Annotated in this window: 17 protein-coding genes; 5 read left to right on the top strand and 12 right to left on the bottom strand. The window is 38.5% G+C overall.

Annotated features, from left to right (window positions below; all coding sequences use genetic code 11):
- Window positions 1–372 precede the first annotated feature (372 nt).
- On the top strand, window positions 373–933 hold the full coding sequence (locus ACFILA_RS00085; RefSeq protein WP_026500127.1) for an SH3 domain-containing protein: 561 nt from the start codon (window positions 373–375) through the stop codon (window positions 931–933).
- Window positions 934–978: 45 nt separating this feature from the next.
- On the opposite strand, the gene irrA is transcribed toward ACFILA_RS00085, so the two are convergent.
- The gene (irrA, locus tag ACFILA_RS00090; protein WP_273790284.1) at window positions 979–1,491 is read right to left on the bottom strand and encodes an iron response transcriptional regulator IrrA; all 513 of its coding nucleotides are present in this window, start codon (window positions 1,489–1,491) and stop codon (window positions 979–981) included.
- Window positions 1,492–1,723: 232 nt separating this feature from the next.
- On the opposite strand from irrA, the gene fabA reads away from it, so the two are divergent.
- From fabA to ACFILA_RS00110, 4 genes are all read left to right on the top strand, one after another.
- On the top strand, window positions 1,724–2,233 hold the full coding sequence (gene fabA, locus ACFILA_RS00095; protein WP_273722474.1) for a 3-hydroxyacyl-[acyl-carrier-protein] dehydratase FabA: 510 nt from the start codon (window positions 1,724–1,726) through the stop codon (window positions 2,231–2,233).
- A gap of 57 nt (window positions 2,234–2,290) precedes the next feature.
- Complete coding sequence (gene fabB, locus ACFILA_RS00100) at window positions 2,291–3,511, top strand: beta-ketoacyl-ACP synthase I (protein ID WP_375630494.1); 1,221 nt, start codon at window positions 2,291–2,293, stop codon at window positions 3,509–3,511.
- A gap of 48 nt (window positions 3,512–3,559) precedes the next feature.
- Entirely contained in the window at window positions 3,560–4,378 is an 819-nt protein-coding gene (fabI, locus tag ACFILA_RS00105; protein ID WP_273790282.1) for an enoyl-ACP reductase FabI, read from the top strand.
- 1,097 nt (window positions 4,379–5,475) lie between these two features.
- A complete protein-coding gene (locus ACFILA_RS00110; protein WP_375660456.1) occupies window positions 5,476–5,667 on the top strand; it encodes a hypothetical protein in 192 nt (63 codons plus the stop codon).
- 648 nt (window positions 5,668–6,315) lie between these two features.
- Here the strand turns inward: ACFILA_RS00110 and gpsA are convergent.
- From gpsA to acnA, 11 genes are all read right to left on the bottom strand, one after another.
- Window positions 6,316–7,323: an NAD(P)H-dependent glycerol-3-phosphate dehydrogenase gene (gene gpsA / locus ACFILA_RS00115; RefSeq protein ID WP_273790281.1), complete on the bottom strand. Its 1,008-nt coding sequence runs from the start codon at window positions 7,321–7,323 to the stop codon at window positions 6,316–6,318.
- Between the two features lie 398 nt (window positions 7,324–7,721).
- Window positions 7,722–8,570, bottom strand: coding sequence for a cytochrome o ubiquinol oxidase subunit IV (gene cyoD, locus ACFILA_RS00120; RefSeq protein ID WP_273790280.1), 849 nt, complete (start codon window positions 8,568–8,570; stop codon window positions 7,722–7,724).
- Window positions 8,570–9,238: a cytochrome (ubi)quinol oxidase subunit III gene (locus ACFILA_RS00125; protein WP_273790279.1), complete on the bottom strand. Its 669-nt coding sequence runs from the start codon at window positions 9,236–9,238 to the stop codon at window positions 8,570–8,572. Before ACFILA_RS00125 ends, cyoD begins: the two co-directional genes overlap by 1 nt.
- Window positions 9,235–11,253, bottom strand: coding sequence for a cytochrome o ubiquinol oxidase subunit I (gene cyoB, locus ACFILA_RS00130; protein WP_273790278.1), 2,019 nt, complete (start codon window positions 11,251–11,253; stop codon window positions 9,235–9,237). The genes ACFILA_RS00125 and cyoB overlap by 4 nt, the downstream gene beginning before the upstream one ends.
- A 76-nt stretch (window positions 11,254–11,329) precedes the next feature.
- Window positions 11,330–12,301: a ubiquinol oxidase subunit II gene (gene cyoA / locus ACFILA_RS00135; protein ID WP_273790277.1), complete on the bottom strand. Its 972-nt coding sequence runs from the start codon at window positions 12,299–12,301 to the stop codon at window positions 11,330–11,332.
- A 130-nt stretch (window positions 12,302–12,431) separates the two neighbouring features.
- Complete coding sequence (gene aroQ / locus ACFILA_RS00140; RefSeq protein ID WP_273790276.1) at window positions 12,432–12,884, bottom strand: type II 3-dehydroquinate dehydratase; 453 nt, start codon at window positions 12,882–12,884, stop codon at window positions 12,432–12,434.
- A 54-nt stretch (window positions 12,885–12,938) separates the two neighbouring features.
- Window positions 12,939–14,069 (bottom strand): DNA replication/repair protein RecF, encoded by a 1,131-nt coding sequence (gene recF, locus ACFILA_RS00145; RefSeq protein WP_375660457.1) that lies wholly within the window; start codon window positions 14,067–14,069, stop codon window positions 12,939–12,941.
- 20 nt (window positions 14,070–14,089) lie between these two features.
- A complete protein-coding gene (dnaN, locus tag ACFILA_RS00150; protein ID WP_273790274.1) occupies window positions 14,090–15,211 on the bottom strand; it encodes a DNA polymerase III subunit beta in 1,122 nt (373 codons plus the stop codon).
- Window positions 15,212–15,397: 186 nt separating this feature from the next.
- Window positions 15,398–16,969 (bottom strand): chromosomal replication initiator protein DnaA, encoded by a 1,572-nt coding sequence (dnaA, locus tag ACFILA_RS00155; RefSeq protein ID WP_273790273.1) that lies wholly within the window; start codon window positions 16,967–16,969, stop codon window positions 15,398–15,400.
- A 699-nt stretch (window positions 16,970–17,668) separates the two neighbouring features.
- Window positions 17,669–17,935: a 30S ribosomal protein S20 gene (gene rpsT / locus ACFILA_RS00160; protein WP_273790272.1), complete on the bottom strand. Its 267-nt coding sequence runs from the start codon at window positions 17,933–17,935 to the stop codon at window positions 17,669–17,671.
- Between the two features lie 238 nt (window positions 17,936–18,173).
- Window positions 18,174–20,861, bottom strand: a complete 2,688-nt coding sequence (acnA, locus tag ACFILA_RS00165; RefSeq protein ID WP_375642984.1) for an aconitate hydratase AcnA — start codon at window positions 20,859–20,861, stop codon at window positions 18,174–18,176.
- Window positions 20,862–21,077: the final 216 nt, after the last annotated feature.

The following is a 21,077-nucleotide window of genomic DNA, read 5'->3' on the forward strand; positions in this document are numbered from 1 at the left end:
CCCTTTCTGAACAGCTCTTTGTTCGTAGTATGCATACATGCACTTTTACTTCGAGAAACAAACTCAGAAAAGAGATGCAATACTTTAGCCCTAATTTCCTGTACAAAAACTGCTAAGGCTCCAGTAATACTTTACTGTTTTATCACGCGTACAGCTACATAAAAATCCAATGTTTATTTATATCTATCCCCTCATAAAAAAGATACGCACTAAGAAATACAAGCTTTTGTTTTCCTTATTTTGATATTTTTGTAGCAATTTTTTCATCGTTTAGATCTCTTTAACGAGCAGTGTGTCATACTTTTTATCAGTTTCCAGTCTTATCTTTCAGATTTTAAATTTCCAATATATGATGAAATAAAGGAGTTCGGTGTGCAAAATTCTCGTTGGTTTCGCGTTTCAATACTCGCATCATGTATCTTAATAGCAACAGTCATTGTATTAGGTTCACCTCATTTGTTGCATGCACAAACATTTAATCAAAATTTAGGGCCCAGTGGTTTACCACTTCCGCGATTTGCTTCGATTAAACCCACCAGCGTTAATGTACGCGTCGGACCAGGAAGCAACTATTCTATCATTTTTACCTACAAAAAGAAGGGATTACCTATTGAAATCATTCAAGAATATGATCAATGGCGCAAAATTCGTGATGCAGAAGGCGATGAGGGATGGGTGTATCAATCACTTTTATCGGGAAAGCGAACTGCTATAACTATTCCATGGCAAAAAGATAAAACTAAAAGACTGATGCTACGAAAAAACCCCACCGACAACGCAGAACTTGTGGCAGAAGTAGAACCTAATGTCATTGGTAATATCCGCCAATGTGATGGACAATGGTGCGAACTAAATATTAATAATACGCGCGGATGGCTTCAACAACCACAGTTATGGGGAATCTATCCTGATGAAAAAGTAAAAGGCTGGTGAATACTCAAACTCAATAAGTTTAATTTTATTCCTTATTGAATATCCTCACTGCCTATCACAAGATCGATTTTTTGGTTTCAATCGCACGATTAAATCAACATGTGAAATTTCCATACCTTCTGGTGGCTTAGGCAAATTTCTAATAATGGGAGATTCTTCCAAATTGTAAGGAATATCAAGAATACGATTTTCACCTTCTATATAAAAATGGTAGTGATCAGAGGTATTGGTATCAAACCAAGTTTTTGAGCCTTCTACGGCAATAATCCGTAATAATCCCGCTTCCGTAAATTGATGAAGCGTATTATAAACCGTTGCTAAAGATACAGGTACACCTGCCCTCACCGCTTCCTCATAGAGCTCTTCAGCAGTAATATGACGATTTCCTTGAGAAAAAATCATATGTGCAAGTTCCAACCGCTGACGTGTTGGACGCAGACCATTTTGACGCAAACGTTTTTCTAACATAGAAATGGAATAATATTGCACCATTTTTCCACACTCTTTTGTGCACTGTTGCTCTTCATTCATATCTAAATTGTCTGCACTCACTGACATATTACAAACCCAAATACATTCCTGCTAAATAAGATCAAAATACAAAAAAATGGGAATAGTATGGTGTAATCTTGTATTCCATTTTTAAATAATTACCTATGTAGAATACATAAAAAAAGGCTTTTGTCATTAAAAATGATATAAAATCATTTCCCTCTCTTTAAAATTTGCTCTAAAAGTAGGTTGGGAAAAGCGCAGAAATTAAAGATATATGCAAATAAATGGAGTAACAATGGCTGAACAAAAGTCTCGCTACACATATGAAGAGCTTCTAAGCTGCGCTCGCGGCGAAATGTTTGGTAGAGGTAATGCGCAATTGCCAGCACCGCCAATGTTGATGATTCATCGAATCACTCAAATTAGTGAAACTGATGGTAAATACGATAAAGGAATGGTTCGCGCCGAATTTGACATTACACCAGACATGTGGTTCTTTAATTGTCACTTTATAGGCGATCCCGTCATGCCAGGATGTCTCGGACTGGATGGTATGTGGCAATTAACAGGTTTTTTTCTTGGTTGGCTAGGCGAACCAGGAAAAGGAAGAGCAATATCAACAGGTGAAGTAAAGTTATCAGGGATGGTAACTCCACAAACCAAAATTCTTGAATATGAAATAGATTTTAAGCGTATTCGACGTGGAAATTTAGTCTTAGGAATAGCTGATGGGTGGCTAAAAGCAGATGGAGAGACTATTTATAAGGCGAATGATTTACGCGTTGCTTTATTCAAAGAAGATTGAACGTTATTTCCGTCAGAAAGAACTTTTCACTATTCTGTATGGAACGAGGAGGTATGAATGCGTCGAGTTGTTGTAACCGGAATGGGAATTGTCTCCGCGATTGGAAATAACCCTAGAGATGTTTTAACCAGTTTACGTGAAGCAAAATCCGGAATTTCTTACGCACCTCAATATGCCGAATTAGGCTTTCGTAGTAGAGTTTATGGCAAACCCGATATTAATATAGAAGAACTCGTAGATCGACGTGCTCTACGTTTTCATGGGCGTGGAACAGCATGGAATCACATCGCCATGGATCAGGCGATTGCTGATGCGGGTCTAGAACCGCATGAAGTATCGAACGAACACACGGGTATTATTATGGGTTCTGGAGGTGCTTCAACACATTCAATCGTAGAAGCTGCTGACATTACACGCCAAAAAGGTCCAAAACGTGTTGGACCTTTTGTTGTCCCTAAAGCGATGAGTTCTACAGCATCTGCAACATTAGCAACTTTCTTTAAAATAAAGGGAATCAATTATTCAATCTCTTCAGCTTGTGCTACCTCCAATCATTGTATTGGTAATGCTTACGAAATGATTCAATATGGTAAACAAAAGCGCATCTTTGCCGGTGGCTGCGAAGATTTGGATTGGACACTATCTGTTTTATTCGATGCCATGGGCGCTATGTCCAGCAGATATAATGACATTCCTCACAAAGCTTCACGTGCTTATGATGTTAATCGTGATGGTTTTGTCATTGCTGGAGGGGCTGGCGTTTTAGTCCTTGAAGATTTAGAACTTGCTAAAGCACGTGGTGCAAAAATCTACGGAGAAATCGTTGGATACGGTGCGACATCCGATGGACATGATATGGTTGCCCCATCAGGAGAGGGAGCGGAGCGGTGCATGCGCATGGCTCTTGCAACAGTCAATAATAAAATTGATTATATCAATCCCCATGCGACAGCAACTCCTGTTGGTGATCCTCCTGAGATAGAAGCTATCCGTCGTGTCTTTGGAGCAGGTGATCAATGTCCCCCCATTTCTGCTACCAAGTCTCTAACAGGACATTCCTTGGGAGCAGCAGGTGTTCACGAAGCAATCTATACATTGTTAATGATGAATCATAATTTTATTTGTGAAAGTGCCCATATTGAAGAACTTGATCCAGCTTTTGCTGATATGCCAATCGTTCGTGAACGACGTGATCATCAACAACTGAATACCGTATTGTCGAATACTTTTGGCTTTGGCGGTACCAATGCAACGCTTGTTTTCCAACGTTATGTATAAACAAAAGCTCTTAGTAATTGAAAAAAGTACGGTCTTACGGAGAATAATATGAAAGGTTTGATGGAGGGCAAACGCGGCCTTATTATGGGAATTGCGAATGACCATTCAATTGCTTGGGGCATTGCCTGTCAGCTCGCACAAGCAGGAGCGGAATTAGCGTTGACTTATCAAGGAAATGCTTTTGGAAAACGTGTTCATCCCCTAGCAGATAAACTTGGGTGCAAATTAGTGCTAGAGTGTGACGTTGAAAAAAGTGAAAATATTGATTACGTCTTTGAGCAACTTGAAAAAGAATGGAAAACAATTGATTTTATTGTCCATGCCATTGGTTTTTCAGATAAAACTCAGCTAAAAGGGCGTTACGTTGATGTTACAACACGTGAAAACTTTCAACGTACGATGGTTATTTCAGCTTATTCCTTTACTGAAATTGCCCAGCGCGCGGGTAAGCTTATGCCCAATGGAGGAACACTTTTAACTCTTACCTACGGTGCTTCACAGCAAGTTGTGCCTAATTATAACATCATGGGTGTTGCTAAAGCAGCTTTAGAAGCTATGGTACGTTATTTAGCAGCGGACTTTGGTCCTCAAAATATCCGTGTCAATGCGATTTCCGCTGGTCCTGTTAGAACTTTAGCAGGTAATGGTATTGCAGCTGCGCGGGCAATATTTTCACATCAACGCCGTAATGCCCCATTACGGCGTACCGTAAATATTCATGAAATTGGAAAATCTGCTCTTTATCTACTCTCTGACTTATCATCAGGTGTTACAGGTGAAATCCATTATGTTGATTCAGGCTATAACATCATGTCTATGCCAATACTTGAAGAACTGAAAAAAAGTGACGATTCCCAAGAAGAATAAAATTTATTTCATTGCACTAAAAAAGAAAATAAATCATGTCCATAGTGCTTTAATCGGGTATTGAGTACTTTCTCAGCTATATAATAGTGTATTGACTTATAATAATATGACGTAAGGCATATGTGCAAATGTTTGTAAGAATAAGTCAATACAAAACCAGATGTACGATGCCTTGTTTCGCAAAATATTTTATAAAAAGCCGGAGTATTTCTTCAATCCATGGTTGATAAAGTGTGTATTTTATGACGTTATTTACCTTACTAAAGCATACGCTTTTGTCGTTGCTTATAAAGCAATATCCAGCCCTCATGCTACCGTAGTTTGAAACAGAGATTAGAGAATTATTAAAATCCTTAGTTTCAGCTTTTGTGTAGCAAATTGAAAAAAATATTCCTACCGTTTGATTTATTCTTGAAACGCAAATACAATCTAATTTAGGACGAATATGAAGGCGTAAAGAAATCAATCATTAATCTTACTATTATTCTTTAATGAGGCTTTACGATTTTAAAAGCATGTACATCAATGTTTTTTTAATAATGGAGGTTACGCTTTACCTCACACCTTTATTTTTCTTGTTCTTTAATGAAAGCATTTCTCTGATGTGTCAGGTAAAATAGAACACCCAAAAACACTATAGCTGTTTCTCCTTCATGCATTTTTTAAAGATATCTCTCAATGCACGCCATTCCATTTCACAATGGTACCTGTAGAACGTATAAAAAATCCCTGTGAAGTACATAAAATCCTTTTTTACCACCATTTTAATGTTTATACAGATGACAAACCGACACCGTCATTTTACTTGCCATGTTCTAATATTGAAACAACCCTTGACACTTGAGATGATTCATTAGAAGTATCTTTAATAATTTTTATCCACATACTAACCCGCTTGTGACAAGCAAACACATATTTTTAATTAACTCAATACAAAAATAAAATGAATTATTTATATAAATCAATTTTTTATCTTTATAATCACATTATTTTTCAGTGTAAATGACAGCCACAAACAAGTACAATAATATTTTTTTCAATCTTAGACTTTCAAAGTTATAATTCCAAAAATCATTTCTTGCATATAAAAAACAGAATTGACATGTGAGAAAATAAAAGACTTAAATATTTCTACTGAACAGCTTCAAGTGCTTAGAGCTGTCTCAACATTGGGGGGTGTAATGATGCTCGGCTTCCTCCTTCATAAACGTAAAGATGGGGATGTGCACAATGGCTTTATCGTTACACTATTCACGGTTACCGTCGCGAAGTGGACTTGGAAGTTTTAAGAGAGGTCTCTTTAAAACAAGCGCGTGAATATACAACAGCTATCGTGTTTTTTTGGGCGTTCTATTTTACCTGACACATCAGAGAAATGCTTTCATTAAAAAATGAGAAAATAAAGGTGTGAGATAATCTCCATTATTTAAAAGATATTGCTTTAGATAGCGTAAAACTGAATTTAAAAATGATTGTAGAAATGGGAACTGGTTTTCATCTTTAAAATTTCATCTTCTTCCCAAAACAGATTGTCTTCTTGTTTTAAAGAATTACAAAAACAGAGATACATAATATCCCTGCCCCGATATTCTTAACTTATACGTTACATAAATAAGATGCTTCTACCTAATGAGTCTTGTATTATTCTGTTTGCAAACATCATTGTGAGATGAATTTAAGAGACAATAAAAATATCTTGTTCATTACATTACATAAACATGTGTAAGTGGAAACGATAATTTATCTTCAAAGAGATAGCTCTTAGATAAAAGCAAAAACTTTTATATTTCAGCCATGTTTCATAAAGAATCGAATGATATGAATCTATAATTTGCTGGAATATGACTACCTTATACAACCATCAATAAAATCTATTTTATATGTCTATCATAGCATGTTTCTATTTTTTACGATTTGAATTATTAAAAAACAGGATATCATTGTATTTCGTCCTTGAGGGCGCGGCTTAGTAATGTATTTGCCGCTTCAGTTATGTTTTTACCACAATAGAGAATTTGATAAATTTGTTCTACAATGGGCATTTCTACCCCAATACGCTGCGCCAACGTATGTACTTCCTTGGTATTTAAGTATCCTTCCACAACCTGACCAATTTGTTTTTCCGCTTCTTTTATATCTATTCCTTTACCAAGAAGTATTCCAAAACGACGATTACGTGACTGATTATCAGTACATGTCAAAACCAGATCACCTAAGCCTGTCATTCCCATAAATGTGGAAAGCTCAGCACCCATAGCCCCCCCTAAACGACTGATTTCAGCTAGTCCTCGTGTGATAAGAGCTATTCGTGCATTTGCCCCAAAACCTATGCCATCTGATATTCCTGCACCAATAGCAATAACATTTTTGACTGCTCCCCCTAATTGAACACCAATCATATCTGAACTTTTATAAACTCTAAAACTTTTGTCACAATAAAAAAGTTGCTGCAATTCTTTACCAAACTCAACATCAGAAGCTGCTATCGTCATTGCAGTAGGCCAACCAATAGCTAGTTCTTGAGCAAAAGTTGGTCCAGAAAAAACAGCTAAAGGAATTTTTTCACCTAAAATCTCACGAGCAACCTCTTGTAAAAAACGTCCAGTACCATGTTCTAAACCTTTTGTAGCCCAAATAACACGTGAATACTGATCTAAATAAGGCTGAATATTACACAAAACTTGATGAAATACATGGCTTGGAACTGCGATTAATATATTGTGACTCGCCGTTATTGCAGTTTCAAGCGAAGCTTCAAGTAATAAATTGTCAGGAAATCGAATATCGGGTAAATATACTTGATTACAACGTTGTTCCTGTAATTCTTTGATATGTTGAGGACTATATCCCCAAAGTAAAACATTATGACCATTACGGGCAAGAGCTATCGCTAATGCAGTACCAAAAGAACCAGCACCAATAACTGTCATTGCAACGGTTTTCATTAAGTTTTCTGATTATTCTCTAAATTTTTGATTTCAATTGCATATTATTATTACAAATAACTTTAATGCTATCTTTAATATAAATTCTGTAAATCTAAAAACATTACTGCTTCGTGTTTTTTTATCTCACACAACATAAAAACTTGTTTCTCACATTCTCTTTCTTTGTAGTAAATTTTACAAACATCACTTTTTGTATATTCTACAAATAGCTATTTGTCTCAAAAATTAAAGCTTGACTAAATACCCCACGGACTTTCTCTTTTAAATTAAAAGTATATTCAAAATAATGATACTCATATCCACTGATATCTTGTATTTTTTCCCTTCTTTATATCCTACGAATTTCTTCTACGAGCTGATACATGCCGCATCAGCTCCATAGATATTTCTAACAACTACTCCACAGGAAACTGTGTATTTGGATCTTGATCCATGGGTATTTCTGAACCAGGCGCTTGATCTACAGGAGTTTGCGTACTTAGACCTTGCCCCATGGGTATTTCTGAACCAGGTGCTTGATCTACAGGAGTTTGCGTACTTAGACCCTGCCCCATGGGTATTTCTGAACCAGGCGCTTGATCTACAGGAGTTTGCGTACTTAGACCTTGCCCCATGGGTATTTCTGAACCAGGCGCTTGATCTACAGGAGTTTGCGTACTTAGACCCTGCCCCATGGGTACTTCTGAACCAGGTGCTTGATCTACAGGAGTTTGCGTACTTAGACCCTGCCCCATGGGCATTTCTGAACTAGCTTCTTGATCTACAGGAGTTTGCGTACTTAGATCTTGCCCAATGGGCATTTCTGAACCCTGTATCTTTTCTGGCTGTTTTCTTACGGATATATCTTTGCTTGATAACTGCTCAGACACTGAAGAATCATCTCTACTTGATATTTCCGGTTCAATAACACGTCCTGAACCACCCATCATATTATAATTTAAATGAGAAATAGCCCACCAAGTTCCCCCAATAATAACAAAAACGCAAATAGCAGCAAACCATAACGCGCTTAAATTCCACTTGGCGTCTGGACCAGAATTCAAGTGCAAAAAGAAAACAATTTGTACTATAATCTGAATGATCGCCATCCCAATAAGATACGCAACCTTTGTACTAACTGCCCAACTTTCCATCATTCCATACATCACAGGAACAAAAGAACCCAAAGTGAAAAATACAGCCAGAATAAAACCAACCAAATAGGAACCAGTACTGGGACCATGTGTTTCATTTTGCACGCTCATCACAACGCTCCTAATAGATAAACCATGGTGAAAACACCAATCCATACAATATCAAGTAAATGCCAAAAAATGGAAAGGCATGCTAAACGTGTTTTATTGTTCTGATCCAAACCATTACGACGAAGATGAAAAAACATCACAACCATCCAAAGAAGACCAACACTTACATGAAGTCCATGGGTGCCAACCAAAGCAAAAAATGCTGACCAATAAGCAGAGAGAATTTCCCGTCCAAAAAGCTGTAAACCTGTTGCAGGATCAATACCCGCATAAGCATTTGGATCGTAATAAAAAACCTCACTCAAAAGTTCATGAAATTCGTAAAGTTCCATACCAATGAAGCAACACCCCAATACAAAGGTAATAGCCATCCATAAACGCACACCACTGATGTTATTTTTATGTGCTTGTACCATTGCAAAGCCATAAGTGACGGATGAAAACAACAAGAAAGCAGTCTCAACCAAAACAAACTTTAAATCTATAAACTCATTACCCGCTTTACCACCGCCATAAGAAGCAGAAAATACAGCAAAACTTGAAAACAATGTCGAAAACAGGATTAAGTCTGAAAGAATATAGACCCAAAAACCAAACGTCATTACCGAGCTACTATCGTGGTGAAGTTCATCTATAGTACTCGCGTTATTCATTATTACAGCACTCATACTGTCACTCCTTGTTCTTTAAGAACAGCCGTAAAGGCATCTTCAGTTTTTTGCACTTCTTCAGCTGGAATATAGTAACCATGATGATCACCTGTTAATGAATGACACACAAGCGTTGCAATAAAACCAACCAGTCCAACCGCAACAAGCCACCAAATATGCCAAACAAGTGCAAAACCAACAACTAATGAGAAGAATCCCGCAATAATTCCAGCAGATGTATTTGATGGCATATGAATTTTTGTAAATCCACTTGTCGGCCGTTGATAACCACTTTTCTTCATATTCCAATAAGCGTCATCAGACTGTATCTTTGGAAGGAGGGCAAAATTATAGGAAGGAGGCGGTGAAGAGGTAAACCATTCAAGTGTACGTGCATCACCCCAAGAATCATTTAATGTTACCGGTAAGTGACCTTTATGCTTAATACCGTACCAAATCGCCAAAACAACCTGTAACACAAAACAAAGAATACCAAGTAAGATAATACAAGCACCTAATGCAGCAATAATAAACATCGGCTGCCAACTAGGTTCCATGTAATGCTGAAGACGACGCGTCGCCCCCATTAAACCAAGCGCATAAACGGGGAAAAAGGCAAGGTAAAAACCAATAAACCAACACCAAAAAGATGCAATACCTAGTATGCGATTTGGTTTATAACCAAAAACTTTTGGAAACCAAAATGCAATCCCCGCTAAGTACGCAAAAACCACACCTCCAATAATTGTATGATGGAAATGTGCTATCAAAAAGAGCGAATTATGAAACTGCCAATCAGCAGGGACAATAGATAATAAAACACCGGTTAATCCACCACCAACAAATGTAAAGATCATGCCCATGCACCAAAGCATTGGAGGCTCAAAGCGAATTCGACCTTTATACATCGTAAGCAGCCAATTAAAGACTTTTACACCTGTTGGAACTGCGATGATCATTGTCGCAATACCAAAGAAAGTATTTACAGCTTCACCGCCACCCATTGTGAAAAAATGATGTCCCCAAACAAGAAGCGAAAGAATCAAAATAACCAACATGGCCCATACCATCGAAGTATAACCAAAGAGGCGCTTTGAAGAAAAAGTTGACACAACTTCAGAAACAATTCCAAAAGCAGGAACAACCAAAACATAAACCTCAGGATGACCAAAAACCCAAACATAGTTAATCCATACCATCGGATTTCCGCCACCAACATTAGAAAAGAAATTCATGCCCAAATAACGATCGCATGCCAAGAGTGCAAATGCTACAGCCAAGACAGGGTAAATAACTAAAATAAGAACATTGCTGACAAAAGCACTCCAACAGAAAATAGGCATTCTCATCATTGTCATTCCAGGAGCACGCATTTTAATCATCGTTGCAATAAAATTTACTGATCCCATTGTTGTTGCAATACCAGAAAGCTGAAGTGACCATAAATAATAATCTACCCCTGTATCTGGACTCGTTTGCAATTCTGTAAAAGGTGGGTACATCAGCCAACCACCACGACCAAAATTACCAACACCTAGGGATATGTTAATTAATATTGCCCCCGCAGCCGTAATCCAAAAACCTAGATTATTTGCAAAGGGAAAAGCAACATCACGCGCACCAATTTGAAGCGGTATAAGATAATTAAAAAGACCAAATAAAATAGGCGTGGCCATGAAAAAAATCATGATCGTACCATGCGCCGAAAAAATTTGATCAAAATGCTCAGGGGGCAAATAACCAGCTGTTTCACTCCCAAGAGCTAAAGCTTGATGCGTTCGCATCATAAGTGCGTCCGCAAAACCGCGAACAAGCATAATAATTCCAAGAACGATGTACATAATACCTATGCGTTTATGGTCAACCGTTGTAATCCAATTTCGCCATAGAATCCCCCACCACCCAAGTGCTGTTAAAGCAATAACAGCAATTAAACCAACCAAAACAATCGCAATACATGTATACAAAACGATCGGTTCATGTGCAAGCGCATGAAAAGCACCTGCCGTAGGATCTGTAAGTCTTCCAAACATTTCTCAACCCATTTCAAATGAAATTCAAGTTTAAAAGAAACCTTTGTTAAAAGGGCTCTTTACTTTATTGACTCTGTTAAATAACATCAGGATCAAATACTGAACATAGTGCACCCCACAGCGTCTGAGCAGCAGCACGTTTCATTAAATCTTCATTACATACCGTCTTTTCATCGACACATCGATTAACAACACGATAGTAAAGCCGCTTCTCAACAGGTGCAAAATAACGAACTTCAGCATCTTTTTCCTTCGCAGCAATATCACCCATACGAGGCGCAATAGAAAGTTGACGATAAGATGCACGATCAAGTACTCGACCATTAGCCCGAGCTTTTACAATCCAATCCTCAAAATCCTGCAAAGACACAGAATGCCACTTAAACCGCATACTCGAAAAACCATCACCACTGTAATTTGCTGAGGCTCCTTTGAATACTCCTTGCTCTTCAGCGACCAAATGCAACTTAGCATTCATCTGCGGCATAGCGTAAAGAACTGTACCCAACTTGGGAACCCAAAAAGCATTGACAGAATTCTCTGACGTTAATTGCAATAAAACTTGACGTCCTTCAGGCGCATAAATCTCATTAATCGATGCAACACCATATTCAGGATAAATAAAAAGCCATTTCCAATCAAGAGCAACAGCATCAATCTGTAATGGCTTTCCTTCACCCACAACTTCCACTGGAAGAGGATTTGTAGGTTCAAGCTTATAGGTATAATAAGCTGTTAATGAACCTAAAACCATTACAATTACAACTGGAATACCCCACATCAATGCTTCAATTTTATTTGAATGCGCCCAATCAGGAGAATAGTCCGCTTTCATATTCGATGCACGATATTTTATAGCTAAAAATACCACACTCACCATAACTGGGATGACAATACAAAGCATCACCACCACACAAACAACGATCAAAATGAGCTGTTGACGTGCAACATAACCTGATGGCTGTATAACATCAATTTTACAACCAGACAAAAGCAGTGCTCCCCCTAAAATCACAAGCATTTCTAATTGTCTAACAAAGCTTTTCACCTTTATTTACCCCCGTCATACGCACTAAAAATTGTCATAAATATATACCTCACATTGTACAGATTTGAAAATAATTATCAAGAGAATTCAATGCCTATATTACTCTTATTAAACGCCTACTCTTTATCTATCACAATTTAATTGTTTTGCTTAATTGTTTTGCAATATACTCAAGTGCAAACCAATATCCATCACCTCCACACCCAGTTATGACAGCGTCTACACCTGCAGATGTATAAGAATGGTGACGAAAAGCTTCACGCTGATAAATATGAGATAAATGAACTTCTACTTTCGGCCCTGAAAACATTTTTAGGGCATCAAGAAGTGCAACAGATGTATGACTGTAAGCCGCTGGATTAATGATCAATCCAGAACTTGCCTCTATTGCTTCTTGTATCCATGCTACTAATTGCCCTTCACAGTTACTTTGATAAAAATTTATTATAATATCATTTTTTTTTGCCCATTCTCTGCATCTTTTTTCAATATCTTCTAGAGTTTCAATTCCATAAATTTCTGGCTCACGTTGACCTAGAAAATTTAAATTAGGACCATTTAAAATTGTTATTATCTCTGACATAGCAAGCCTTTTCTTTCAGACCTATCACTTATTAAAAAAATATTTAGCATGTTTTTATGGCAATAAAGCTCCATCCTTAATCTCAAAGAATTCTGCGCGTCCTTTTAAGTCATCGAATAAAAGACGATCTGTTCCTGTCATAAATGTTTGTACAGCTAAATCATCAAGAATATCAAATAGAGCAGCACGTCGATGCGAATCAAGATGGGCAGCCATTTCATCAAGAAGAAGAATGGGAGATCTTTCCGATATCATACCTGTTAGACGTGCATGACACAAAACTAAACCTGTCAGCAGCGCTTTTTGTTCACCTGTTGAACAAGATGTTGCTGCTCTATTTTTATCAGCATAAAAAACCTGCAAATCTGCACGATGTGGTCCTTCTAACGTCCGACCAGCAGCACGATCCATTGCGCGATTATGCCGTAATCGATCACAAAATTGTTCTTCAACTTCAGTTGCTGATATTTCACTAAGAGCTGTTTCCAAAAAACCATCAATTTGCAAAAAAGCTCGTGGAAAAGGTATCTGTGATGGCATTTGTGTAAACATGTCATTTAAAAGACGAATAACATCAACACGCGCCGCAGAAATAGCTATCGCCAGTTCTGCCATCTGCTTTTCTAAAGCATCAAACCAAGCACAATCTTCATTTCCATCTAAAAACAAACGATTACGTGCGCGCATAGCTCTATCATAATCGGCTATGCGGCGCCTATGCAAGGGATCAATCGCCAAAACCATACGATCCAAAAAACTACGGCGCTCAAGTGAAGGACCTGTAAAAAGACCATCCATAGACGGTGTTAGGACACTAATATGACAATAATCTGTTAGGCAATCACTCGACTCATTCACACCATTAATATGGATATTTCGACTGTTATCGCTAACCTCGAAAGCTGTACCAATCTTTACTTCACCATAAAGAGCGCATTCAAGACGCGCAAATACAACAAATCCTCCACCACCATCTACAAAGCTAACGTCAGAATAAACAGCGCGCCGCAAACCACGGCCAGGAGAAAGAAAAGATAATGCCTCTAAAAGATTCGTCTTACCAGCACCATTATGGCCAGTAAAAACCACATGCTGACCAGAAAAATGAATATTGAAAAAAGAATAATTGCGATAACGTAAAAGCTTCAGCTGCCTCACTGCCACTTTGTGCACATGACCGGCCATACATTGCAAAACAACCGCCCCTAAACGCGAATAGGCATCAGTACATAGAGCACATCCACATCATCATTATCACGAATCAGAGCGGGTGCTCCAGCCTCAGCCAACATAAAAACCATCTCATCGCTTGAAAGCTGCCCAGCAATATCCAAAAGATAACGTGAATTAAACCCTATCTCAAGCGGTTCAGATGCATAAGTTACTGATAATTGATCTTCTGCACTGCCCGAATCTGGGCTATTAACAACAAGCCTTAACTGTCCATGCTCAATCGTTAATTTAACTGCACGCCCCCGATCACTTGAAATCGTTGAAACACGATCAACGGCAGAAGAAAAGTCCTGCCTATTAACAATTAATTCTTTATCATTTCCAAGAGGGATAACACGTTGATAATCTGGAAATGTTCCATCAATTAATTTTGATGTAAAAATCACAGAGCCTATAGAAAAACGAATTTTTGTCTCTGAAAGCTCTATACACACATCACTATCATTTTCTTCTGAAAGAAGTTTTTGCAATTCTCCTACAGCTTTACGGGGAACAATAACACCAGGCATTCCCTCAACGCCCGAAGGAGCTTCCATCTCAACTTGTGCCAAACGATGACCATCAGTTGCAACCAAACGCAATTTCAAAACATCATCATTAATAATATGGAAATAAATACCATTAAGATAATAACGGGTTTCTTCAGTAGAAATAGCAAATTGTGTACAATCAAGTAAATGTTTTAAGCCTGATGCCGATAAAGAAAAACGATAACCAAACTGCCCAGGAAGCGACTCTGGAAAGTCTGACTTCGGAAGACATTGAAGCTGAAAATGTGCACAACCCGAAACCACGGACATTGTACCTGCTTGATTCTCATCGACGGATAATACAACTTCATTGCTATCAGGAAGTTTTCGAATGATATCATAAAGCAAATGTGCTGGAACAGTTGTTGCTCCAGCTTGTTTAACATTAACTGCAAAAGATTCCATAACCTCTAAATCAAGGTCTGTTGCTTTTAACTGTACACGGCCATTTTCTGCATCAATCAACACATTCGATAAAATAGGAACAGTATTACGGCGCTCTACCACACGGTGAACCCGACCAAGAGACTTGAGAAATTGACTGCGATCAACTGTAATACGCATAAAAGCCCCGTATGATTTACTAAAAACTATAAGAATTCTTTAGACTTAAAGAATAGACCCTCTTTAAGAATCGCCTGCTAGAGTTTATTAAACCTCTCTTAAAATGGCAAGTCACTCCTGCATAAGAAAAAATAAATCTTTTCATTAAATTCTTTAAAGTCTCTCCAAGGAAAGAAACGATAAACACTATACAGCCTGTTCTCCAATCAACCGCTTAAGCAATTCAAGTTCCTTAGCCAAGGTCTGATCACCACAAACCAAATCTTCAATTTTACGCACAGCGTGTAAAACTGTTGTATGATCACGCCCACCAAAACGGCGCCCAATTTCTGGCAACGAGCGAGGAGTCAATACTTTTGCTAAATACATTGCAACTTGCCGTGGCTTCACAACCGTGCGTGTTCGACGATTAGATAACAAGTCCTGTTTAGAAACATTATAATGGCGTGCTACCGTACGCTGAATTTCTTCAATCCGAATACGCTTAGGTTCACCAGGACGTGTCAAGTGACCTAATAACTCATCAATCCGCTCTAAAGATAAATCAGACTCAAAAGATTGACGAAACAAGAGCTGATTAAATGCACCTTCAATATCACGCCCCGACCCTAAAACCGTTTTCGCAATATATTCCAAGATATCATCAGAAATTGATACCATGCCATCATCTTGTTGTGCCACCTTCAACCGCTGGCGCAACATTTGCAAACGCATTTCATAATCTGGTGCTTCAATTTCAAGGGCCACCCCTCCCTGAAGACGAGAACGAACGCGAAGATCAAGCGATTCTAATTCTGCTGGTGGACGATCTGCAGCGACAACAACCTGTTTTGCACTATCAAGCAACATATTAAGCAAATGGCAAAACTCGTGTTGTATCGACTTACCCTGTAAAAACTGCATATCATCAATAATTAAAAGGTCGATATCACGAAGCTGTTCTTTAAAAGAAAGAGCATCATTATCACGAATAGCTGTTGCAAAACGCCACATAAAATATTCAGCAGTTAAATAAATAACGCGCGCAGACGTTAAACGCTTCAATGCAGAAGCAGCAATCGCTTGAAGCAAATGTGTTTTTCCTAAGCCAACAGATGCGTGAATAAAAAGAGGATTAAAACGTAAAGCACTTTTATGCCCCTCCGCAATAGAACGCGCAGCGGCTAAAGCAACACGATTAGAAGCCCCCTCAACAAAACTTTCAAAAGTATAACGAGAATCAAGTGGAGATCCAAAAACTCCCGTTTGAGAACTCTTAACTGAATGCTCTGCGCAACTTTCAACAAAAGATGAAGTCGCCTGCTCCTCTAGTACAACAGAAGGAACACTTCTTTTACAAACGACATCTCTTGAAACGCGTTCCATACCACGAACAATAACTTCAACACGAAGAATTGCTGAATTCTCTTGTTTCCATAAATGAGTCAAAAGAGAACCATAGTGATTATTAATCCATGAACGTAAAAAAGCAGTAGGAACAGAAAGCTTTACAAGAGTATGACTATATTCAGCAAGCTTCACGCGCCCAAACCAACTGGTATAAGCCTCAACACCAACCTGTACCTTTAATTGCGCCATAACACGTATAAAAGCCGCTGCACTTTCCTCCTCTGAAACAATAGAATGCCCTATAGGAGCACTTCTACAAACATTCTCATCACTCTCCGTCATCCTATTCTTTATTATGTTCTCTGCCGACAGGATATTTACCGAAACCCTTTTAAAGGAACTAGCTTTAGAGTTCAATTTATCCACCATCTTCCATCCTGATAAAAATAAAATTTTGTCCTGCCAAACAGCTAAAATAAATCTAGCGAAGGCAAAACGCCCTACCCCAAATAAGATTACTCACCCTCCCCTAGGATAGCCTCATCACAACCCCACTAACAAAGATGACCAATAAGATTTACTTGCACTCATGATATGACCCACCCTTCTAAAATGGTAAACATATCCATTAAGAAAACTAGAAAACCGTCAGAAAACCTCTCCAACACAAAAGTTTAGAAAAGCCTAAATCAAAACATCTTGTATTCAACAAAGTACAGAATAATACGCTGATGTGACCCCTTCATGCTTTTTAGTCTTCATAAGAACCATACAAAACAGCAGAGGTAAAATGCAAGAGGTCAAAATAAAATCAAAAAACCCAAAAAAAATGCTTATATTAATGAGGACTGAAAAAAATATTGATTCAATTCATTTTTTTTCTCTAAATTTACCAATAATTAAAGAATCTCTTCAGATTTAAAAAAAAAAATAAAATGCTTGACAAAAAAGACTCTGTAAAAATCCACAAAGCTTGTGGATAACCATACCCCCCTCTATAAACTTTCTCTCCTTTTTCAAGTGGAGAATCATTATCGATTCTTATTTCAATAGAAACTTTTTGAAAATAAACAAAAAGCCAGCATCCTCATGGATACTGGCTTTTTTCTCAATTAAAGGAGAAAAAGTTTAAACGCTGAGAGCCTTCAACCGTTTAGCTAAACGCGATACTTTCCTCGCAGCAGCATTTTTATGAAAAACCCCTTTAGAAACTGCACGCATAATTTCAGGCTCAAAATTCTTAAATGCAATCTCCGCAGATGCCTTATCGCCACCCGCCAAAGCATCATCAAACTTACGTATAAAAGTACGAACGCGTGAACGGCGGGCCTTATTAACCTGTGTGCGCGCCGCAACCTTGCGCACCGCTTTTCGAGCAGAAGGTGTATTCGCCATAAATATAATCTCTCTTTCAACACCTTGGTAAAATGAGTCTCAATAACAACTCTACCAATATAAATAAATCCAACCCAAGCAAAACTATAAAGCTGCCTATAACTCGTGTGGTTTATAACGCAATCCCAAAGCTAACGTCAATTAGATTTTCAAAGATAGTCATAAAAAAACGAAGCCAAACTCTTTGATCCGCAACTTTATAGCCTAATAATAGATATTCCTTAACAAACAAAAGAATCTAAACAGCTAATTTACGCAAGACATATTGCAAAATTCCACCATGATGCAAATAATCTAGCTCATCTTCAGTATCAACACGGCATAATAATGGAACGGTTTTTACCGTACCATCAGAAAAAGTAATTTTCGCTACAGTCTTTTGACGAGGTTTCAAGTTATGAATCCCTTCAATTGTCACCTTTTCATCTCCCTTTAAGCCTAAAGATTTCCAACTTAGCCCCTCCTCAAAGACAAAAGGGACAATGCCCATACCAACAAGATTAGAGCGATGTATCCTTTCAAAAGATTGCACAATCACCGCTTTGACACCAAGAAGATTGGTCCCCTTGGCAGCCCAATCGCGTGATGATCCATTACCATATTCAACACCTGCAAAAACAACGAGCGGAATACCTTCTTGTTTATACGCCATTGCTGCATCGTAAATGGTTTGTTCTACCGCTGACGGATAATGAACCGTATAACCTCCTTCTCGACCATTTTCCCCTAACATAAAATTACGAATGCGAATATTGGCAAAGGTCCCACGCACCATAACTTCATGATTCCCACGACGCGTTCCATACTGGTTAAAATCAGCTACTTTAACACCATGATCCATTAAATATTTTCCGGCAGGAGAAGCTGCTTTAATAGAACCAGCAGGAGAAATATGATCCGTCGTGATTTTATCACCAAATAAACCTAAAATCCGTGCATCTCTAATATCTGGTAAGATATCAGGCGTTTTCTGCATATCATCGAAATAAGGTGGATTGCGTACATAGGTGGATCGCTCATCCCAAGAATAGGTAGAACCCGTAGGAATCTGAACTTTTTGCCAATTTTCATCTCCCTTAAAAACATCTGCATACTTTTCGGCAAAAACCTTACGCGTGACATTTTTTTCGATAAACTCCTGTATTTCTTGAGAAGTTGGCCAAATATCTCTCAAATAAATGGGTTGGCCATTTGAATCTTCACCAAGAGGCTCCTTGGTTAAATCCTTACACACCGTCCCGATGAGCGCATGTGCAACAACTAACGGTGGTGAAGCTAAATAATTCGCTTGCACATCAGGGGAAACACGCCCTTCAAAATTACGATTTCCTGAAAGAACCGCAGATGCAATTATACCATTGTCATTAATCGTTTTGGAAATAGCTGGATGCAAAGGACCAGAATTCCCAATACATGTTGTGCACCCAAATCCTACTAAGTTAAATCCCAGTGCATCTAAATCTTTTTGCAGACCCGAATTTTGAAGGTAAGCTTCAACGACTTGTGAACCAGGTGCAAGAGAAGTTTTTACCCATGGTTTACTCTTGAGCCCCTTTGCCACAGCATTTCGTGCCAAAAGACCCGCTGCAATAAGAACACTTGGATTCGATGTATTCGTACACGACGTAATCGCAGCGATCACCACATCACCGTGACCAAGCGTATATTCTTCACCCTCGACCTGATAACGCTTATCTTGTCCAGAAGTCTTCTTATAGTCTTCGACCAATGCCTTCTCAAAACCCTGCCCAACGTTTTCCAATGCAATACGTCCTTCAGGACGTTTAGGACCAGCCATAGAAGAGACAACAGTTCCCATATCTAATTCAATTGTATCACTAAAAATGGGATGAGCTACCATTTCATCATGCCACATCCCTTGTGCTTTGGTGTAAGCCTCCACTAAGGCAATCCGATTTTCATCACGCCCTGTCATATTGAGATAACGCACTGTCTCCTTATCAATTGGGAAAAAACCACACGTTGCTCCATATTCAGGTGCCATATTTCCAATCGTTGCCCGATCAGCAAGTGTCATATGCTCCAAACCAGGACCAAAAAACTCAACAAATTTACCGACAACACCCTTCCGACGTAGCATTTGAGTCACCGTCAATACGAGATCGGTGGCTGTTACACCTTCCTTAAGTTTACCTGTTAGACGAAAACCAATCACTTCAGGTAACAACATAGAAACAGGTTGGCCTAACATTGCTGCTTCTGCTTCAATACCACCAACACCCCAACCTAAAACCCCTAAACCATTTACCATAGTCGTATGCGAATCAGTTCCCACACAGGTGTCAGGATAAATCGTCTCACACCCCTCTTCATTCTTCATCCATACACATTGTGCTAAATATTCTAGGTTAACCTGATGACAAATCCCTGTTCCTGGAGGAACAACACGAAAATTTTGAAAGGCTTGCTGCCCCCATTTAAGGAAACGATAGCGTTCACCATTGCGTTCATATTCATGCTCGACGTTTTCCTTAAAAGCCATGGAAGTGCCAAAAGCATCAACAATAACTGAGTGATCAATGATGAGATCAACGGGAATGAGAGGATTGATTTTTTCAGCGTTACCACCAAGTTTAACCATAGCATCACGCATTGCAGAAAGATCAACAACTGCTGGAACACCTGTAAAATCCTGCATAAGAACACGCGCAGGACGGTAAGCAATTTCTGCCCCGGCACTCCCTTTGTCGTTTAACCACTTAGCAACATTGAGGATATCCTCTTTTTTAACTGTGCGACCATCTTCAAATCGCAATAAATTTTCGAGAATAACTTTCATCGAAAACGGTAAACGAGAAACACCTTCAAGTCCGTTCTTCTCCGCTTCGATCAAACTATAATAAATATATTCTTTGCCACCAACATTTAATACTCTGCGACAATTAAAGCTATCAATTTGAGTCATGACTGTCCACCCTCAATACTATAACCACCCAATTTCCAGGAATGAACAACACAAACTACGAGTCAAGGTCGCAGCTTGAGCGCAGACGCAATTACCTCCGCTATCCATTTCCCCTCCACCCTCTCATAGGCAAATGCGGAAATCAGCGCCAGAAACCATTTTACACCAGATATTGATGTAAGGTATCCTTTATAGAACTATTTCTAGAACTATTCT

The sequence above is a fragment of the Bartonella sp. CL71SXKL genome, assembly GCF_042194935.1.
In the GTDB taxonomy this organism is placed as follows: domain Bacteria; phylum Pseudomonadota; class Alphaproteobacteria; order Rhizobiales; family Rhizobiaceae; genus Bartonella.